3 protein-coding genes are annotated in these 6,605 nt (G+C 44.3%); 2 read left to right on the top strand and 1 reads right to left on the bottom strand.

Annotated elements, in window-relative coordinates; genetic code table 11:
- Nucleotides 1–184 precede the first annotated feature (184 nt).
- Nucleotides 185–1,570, bottom strand: coding sequence for an RtcB family protein (locus SAPGRDRAFT_RS17660; RefSeq protein ID WP_002660738.1), 1,386 nt, complete (start codon nt 1,568–1,570; stop codon nt 185–187).
- 555 nt (nt 1,571–2,125) lie between these two features.
- Here SAPGRDRAFT_RS17660 and SAPGRDRAFT_RS17650 point away from each other — a divergent pair.
- Both SAPGRDRAFT_RS17650 and SAPGRDRAFT_RS17645 read left to right on the top strand, forming a co-directional pair.
- Entirely contained in the window at nt 2,126–4,585 is a 2,460-nt protein-coding gene (locus SAPGRDRAFT_RS17650) for a M48 family metallopeptidase (protein WP_002660734.1), read from the top strand.
- Nucleotides 4,586–4,594: 9 nt separating this feature from the next.
- Nucleotides 4,595–5,278 (top strand): hypothetical protein, encoded by a 684-nt coding sequence (locus SAPGRDRAFT_RS17645; RefSeq protein ID WP_002660732.1) that lies wholly within the window; start codon nt 4,595–4,597, stop codon nt 5,276–5,278.
- Nucleotides 5,279–6,605: the final 1,327 nt, after the last annotated feature.

Genomic DNA, 6,605 nt, shown 5'->3' with positions numbered 1-6,605 from the left:
TAATGCTGTCAAGCTAAAAGTTGCTGCTAATCAGTGAATTATGATTTATGCAACAAGGCCTTAAAAAAGCACAAATCTAATCGATCAACATAGCCTTTAATTACTTCCATTTCATCTATTTTATAATTAGGTAATAAGCTCCTTAATAGAGCCAAACTGAAATTAAGGCCAATCGCCTTTCACTTTACTCCATACGGACCAATTTAGGATAAAATCGGCCTAAAACATTTAGCAAATCGGTTTGTGCGGCGATGACTGACTCAATATCTTTATACGCATCTGGAGATTCATCCAATCCGCCACCAATAAGTTCTACTCCTGCATTTTTCAGGATAGCCTTCATTTCTGCCTTAGAAAAGGTTTCGGTTGCTCTTCGGCGAGACATTTTTCGGCCAGCGCCATGTGAGGCAGAGCCCAAAGCTGCGGCCAAGCCCTTACCTTCTACCAAAAAGGCGGGAGCCGTCATAGAGCCAGGGATTACGCCTAGCTCGCCAGCGGCAGCGGGAGTTGCTCCTTTGCGGTGAACAATTAGCTCCTTGCCCTTATGGACCTCTTTCCAAGCGAAATTATGATGGTTTTCCACTCGGACATAAGGTTGTAGTCCTAAGCCTTCTGCCATTCGGCGATGGATATGATGATGACAGGCCGAGGCATAATCGCCAGCCATATTCATGGCCATCCAGTATTCTTGGCCTTCGGCCTCCTCCATATTGAACCAAGACAGATGCGCATATTCTTTAGGCAATTGGCGTTTTTTCTGCGCTAGGCGGCTATAATGGTTGGCTAAAAAGGCCCCAAAACCTCTAGATCCGCTATGCGTTAAGAGCGTTAGGTAGCGGCCTTTGGGCAAACCAAAGCGCTCGGTTTCCAGATCCAAATAGCCCCATTCTACAAAGTGGTTTCCGCCACCAGAAGAGCCAATTTGGGCATAAGCCTTATCTTTTAATCTTCTCAGAATAGACAATTGTCCAAACTCGGGGCGATCAAAGAAATCATCCCCTCTTTTGTTGTCTTCAAAAGTAGCTCGACCAAAGCGGCTATGCAGATTCAAGCTTTTTAGCAGCTGCGCTCTTTCTTTTTCCAGAAAATCGCTAGGGGCTTCAAAAACGCTCATACACATTCGGCAACCGATATCTACACCTACGGCATAGGGAATAATGGCATTTTCGGTAGCCAAGACCCCGCCGATAGGCAAACCATAGCCATGATGGGCATCGGGCATAAGGGCGCCCGCTTTGGTAATGGGCAAACGCATAGCGTTTTTCATTTGGTCCAAAGCATTTTGAGCAATTTGTTCTACCCCAAAAATGGGGAAGTCTTTATCTACAAAGTCATATTGAGGGACCTCCGCTTGATAGTCCAGTACTTTTAGGGCCAAAGGACCAAGGACCGCATCTTGTCGATAAGCCTCGGCATCTTTCCATAGATTGGCCAAAAGCGCCATTTTTTCTTCCTTGGGCGTATACTTATAATGTTTCCCGACGGCCAACATGGCCATGCTTCTCAATACGGCATCTTTATATCCTAGAGCCGCAATTTCCTTTGATTTTAATTTTTCTTTCTTTGCCACGATATTATTTTTTGTTTGACGGCTTGTTAAAGCTCCCCTTTGGCAAAAAAATTCCCTGAGCCTAAAAAAAGTTAAACTTATTCTTGGTCCTTACTCAAGGCGGCGAAGCGAGCCCCGGCCCAGCGCTGCGGAGCGGGTGGCCGAAGGCCAGACCAAGGCGGCGAAGCCGCCGCAGGGCCGAGCGAACAGCGAGCCCCGAAGCATAGCGGCGGCCGCCCCGCTATAAAGGGCGGCCGCGGGCCCCAAAAATGGCGCAGAAAAAAATAATACTTTTTTTTAGGACAATAATAAATGTCACAAAACAAGCAGAAAGTCTAAATAAATACCCCGAGCCCGAACCACACAAAAAACTTAATGCCATATAAACACAATCTAACAAAACTTAATTTTAAGCAAAGAGTAGGATTAAAAAAAATAAACGCACAGAAAGAAGCTAAGCTAAACAAAAAGTTATCATTTTCTAAAAATGAGTATTTGAAGGAAGGAACCAAAATCCCTAATTTTGCATCTAGTAGAACGTATTTTCTTATTTAACCTTTTTCTAGAACTAAAACCATGCAAAACACGCAATTCTGGGCGTTTATTTTGTTTCTTTTTCTTGGACAAAATAGCTGGGCCCAAAACTTTGACGATTACCGCTGTCTTAAAGCCAGTGGTGACGTTCCCGAACGATTTTCCTTAAGCTCGGCACAAAAGTACGAGCTAGGATTGGCCCAATTGGATGAGGGCCTGAGCAACAAAGACCGAAAAACCCAAGAAAAGTACCAGCAAAAGGCCATTTATACCATTGACGATTTGCTTCGTTCTGGTAAAGTACTATTTGGCACGCCCCTCAATGACTATGTCAATCGGGTGGGTAATCGTTTGTTGGAGCAAACTCCTGAACTCAAAGGCAAGGTTGATTTTTTCATTATTCGCTCTTCTGCGGTCAATGCTTTTGCTACGGCAACGGGTTTGGTCTGCATCAATATGGGACTTTTGGCCCAATTGGAGAATGAGGCCCAACTGGCTTTTGTACTTTCTCATGAGCTCATGCACGTACAAAAACAGCATGGTTTGAGTCAGTATGAAAAAGACATTGCCATTCTCAAGGAGAATCGCCAGCGCAGTCTTTTTAAGAAAACGGACTTTAACAGCGCCCTGCTCGAGTCTAACTCTTATTCTAGAGAACTAGAATTTGAAGCGGATAAGGGAGGTTTAGAGATTTTCCTCAAAACGCCTTATAGCGTAGATGCATTAGAGTCTTCTTTTCGGATGCTCAACTATGCCTATTTGCTTTATGACAGCAGTCGTTTTGATGTTAGTTACTACAATGAGGGCAGTTGCCAGCTAGATCCTTCTTTATTTTTGGCTAAAGATAGCCTAAAGCATATTTCGGCTTGGGTAGATGATGCAGAAAAAACAGATACCTTAAAAAGCACTCACCCTAGTACGCTTCGCCGTTGGGAGATTGTAAAGGAAGCGATTGCGGGCAAAACTGCTGGCGATAAATTGTTTATTGAGCCTCAGGCAGATTTTGAGCGCATGCGTAAAACAGCTCGTTATGAGCTCGCCAGCTACTACCTACATAATTTCCGTTTTGAGGATGCGCTTTATGTGGTCCAATTGCTACGTAAAGAAGAGCCCAACAGCCGCTACTTGAGAGAAGTGGAAGTACAGGCCCTACATGCTATTTCTCGTTTTTCTATGTATGAGTCTAGAAACTTTCAATCTAGTGATTATCGCCGTCAGCGAGAGACCTACAAAGACATTGAGGGGGGACAGCAGCAGCTTTATTTCTTGAGCAGCAACCTTCGGGCCGTAGAGCTCTCTGCTTTGGCCCTTTATAAGGCTTGGAAACTGCATAAAGATTATCCAGAAGATCGCTATATCTTTGATTATTACCGCGATGCTATCTATGTCTTGCAACAGCATATTCCCAGCTTCGAGCAATTGCCCAAAGCCATGCAAGAAGCCGAAATTAAGGCCTATTTGGCCAAGGCCCCTGCAGCACAAGACTACTCTGTACCTAAGGTGACCAAAGATAGCCTTATCGAGGTGCTTCAGGATGCAAATATTGAGGTTCTATTTGATAGCTACCGCAAAGAATATGGCTACAGTAATTTAGACAAAGGCTATAATCTTGCCCGCTATATTCTTTCGGACCTAATGCAAGATGAGGACTTTGAGAACTATTATAGCCGCACGGAAGATTATCATGAGGCACAGGAAGAACGAGACTCGCTCTACGATGCAGAATCAGAACGCCGCAAAGCTGCCAAAGAAGAGGTAGACCGCAACTTGGGCATTGACTCTATTCTTTATGTCAATCCTTATATGTTGAGCTTGAAACGCAAAAAGGTTTGGGCGAAAGATGATATTTCTATTGATTTTCAGAGTAACCATAAATTGCTTCAAAAATTTTATGCAGAAGTACATAAAAATGCCGACAAACTAGGCCTTTCTGTACAAACTCTAGATACTAGAGAGGTAGAGACACTCACGGCTGAGCGTTACGCTGATGTAGCTATTCTCAAAGATTGGATTCGTCTTCGGATGAACATTGACGACCGCAATCACCCCATCTTTAACCAAAGAGAGGTAGATAAAATTTGCGAGAAGTATGGTAGCCATTATGTAGTTACTGGAGGCTATATGCAAGAAAGCTATGATGGAAAAAGATTAGCTCGTCGTAGAAAAATCACCTATGGAATTTACGGAGGCCTTGTTGCTAGTAGTGCAGCTCTAATGCTTACAGCCCCCTCTTCAACAAGCTCATCAGCCCAGGTAGGGATGTCTATTGCTGTAGTTTCAGGAGTAGGTCTGTTCTTTCAAGCGTTTCTCCATCCTATCAACAATGCTAACGCTGCAGGTAATCAGCTTTACTTCTCTACCATCTTCAACACTCAAAACTCTACTTATGAGACCTTAGGAGTCAATAGCGATGTACTATATAAAGGAGTTGGCAATATATCTAAATCTGTTAAAAAACAAATTCGTAAAGACCTCAAACGCATCAAAGCGGAAGATAAATAAGCTATTTATATGAAAACACTAATTTGCAGCTTTTTGCTGCTTTTCCTAGGGCTACAATTGCAGGCCCAAGATATATATTATCCAGATTTGGCCGCCTTTCTAAATAATGAAGGGCAAAAAATTAGCCAAGTCAAAAAGGCAAAGTTTGTCAATATTTACGAGAACTACTTTCAATACAACATCAGCGTAGAGCTAGAAGATGGGGAGAAACTCAACAGCCTTTGGAAATCCCAAGGCCCCAGCTTCATTAAGCGAAATGGCGATGTATACTGCCTCAAAAGAACGACTGTTGGTACTTATGGTTCTACTTATATTTATCAGGATGACTGCTACAAGTTAAAAACAGTGGGCCATTTTTTCTATTTCCGACAAAGCAAGGAGGCTCATCTTTTCTTGGATGAGTTTAAGCAAAAAGACCAGTATAAAATCAAGGCCAATGAAAATGAGGAATATGTGGCCATGCTGCTAATGGGCTCTGGCAAAAACTACTGGGGACTCATCAACCAAAATTACATCATGAACAGTCTGGCCAATATTGGCGAGATACATACGGTGGGCGCTAGCCTATTCCGCCACTGCCGCAAGTTTGTAGAAGACAAAGCAGAGCGTGAAGGTATCGAGTACAAAGATGCTTCTTTTAGTATGAAAGAATTTGAAAAAATTCTTTACCAATACGAAAGAGGAGAACTCTAAGCCGCAGTTCGTTAATTAGTTAAGCGTCCCTTTTGGGGGCGCTTTTTTTTTGGGGCCTGCCGCCTGCGGCGGCCGGGCTGTGTCAGGGCTCGCAGGTCTGCTCGGCCCTGCGCGGGCTGCGCCCGCTTGGTCTGCGGCTAGGCCGCCCCCTTTTCCATCCCTAGGCCTGCGGGCCTTCGGCCCTGCTAGCTGTGGCTGCAGGTTAAAACCAGCAGCCATACAACACCCCCATGCTACCTCTATACTGCGGGGAGGATTAAAATCCTCTACCGCTTTGAACAAGGGTTATTTTTTCTCCCCCATAAATTTCATAGGAACCCTAGGGTCCTGTATAATATGGACCTGTAGGTTAAAACCTACAGCAAGAAAGGAGGCCATACTAAGCACAATAAAAATGGGCCGATGGTTGAAACCATCGGCCCATATCATTTATAGCAAACAAGGGCTTTAGCCCGCCAGTTTGCATAGACCCGCAAGCATGGGCTTCAGCCCATGGCCCAAAACAAGTCCACACAAAAAAATCAGGGGTAAAAACAATTGCTATGCTTAGCACCCTGGGCTGAAGCCCTGGGTTGTTGCCTGAGCGAAGAGCGGACTAAAGTCCTTATTCGCTTTTTCTACTTGTAGATTCCCATTAAGCTTCGGCCCATGGCCGCAGAACCAACTAGTTCTGAAGAGGCTTCTTTTTCCGCCCCTATTCCCAAAAAAAAGTTGAGGGACTAACAGGCGGCTATGCTTAGCGCCCTGGGCTGAAGCCCAGGCTTGTAGACTTGAGCGAAGAGCGGACTAAAGTCCTTGTTCGCTTTTTCTACTTCTAAGGCCCCAAATCTGCCTAGCCACTAAAAGACGCTTTCTTTATCTCTCCTTTTTCAAAAACGCCCAAGAAAAAGTTGAGGGACTAATGAAAAGCCGAAGAACCGAAAAACCTAATACCTCCTTTCCATATAAAAACTTCTTATCTACGCCCTCTCCCGAAAAAAAACCAGAAAAAGTTGAGGGACTAATGAAAATTATCTCCATATGGCTTCCTGCTCGGCTGCCTAGGGCCAAGGCCCTAGGCTATTGAAAAAATTGTCATCCCCTCATTCGAGGGGATTTTTCTTTGCGGTTGTGGTTGGACGGTTGTTGTTTTTCTTGGAGCTAAATTTTTTTCCATTTTCCAGCAAACAAGGGCTTTAGCCCGCTCTTTGCATAGATCCACAACCATGGGCTTCAGCCCATGGCCGCAGAACAAGTCCATACAAAAAATCAGGGTAAAAACAATTGCTATGCTTAGCACCCTGGGCTGAAGCCCAGGGTTGTTACCTGAGCGAAGAGCGGACTAAAG

The organism is Saprospira grandis DSM 2844 (assembly GCF_000275825.1).
GTDB classification, from domain to species: domain Bacteria; phylum Bacteroidota; class Bacteroidia; order Chitinophagales; family Saprospiraceae; genus Saprospira; species Saprospira grandis_A.
This window is presented reverse-complemented; position numbering and strand designations above follow the sequence as displayed.

Coding starts and splice junctions, on each gene's coding strand:
- SAPGRDRAFT_RS17650 (WP_002660734.1), top strand. CDS start 2,126: ATGCAAAACACGCAATTCTGGGCGTTTATTTTGTTTCTTTTTCTTGGA.
- SAPGRDRAFT_RS17645 (WP_002660732.1), top strand. CDS start 4,595: ATGAAAACACTAATTTGCAGCTTTTTGCTGCTTTTCCTAGGGCTACAA.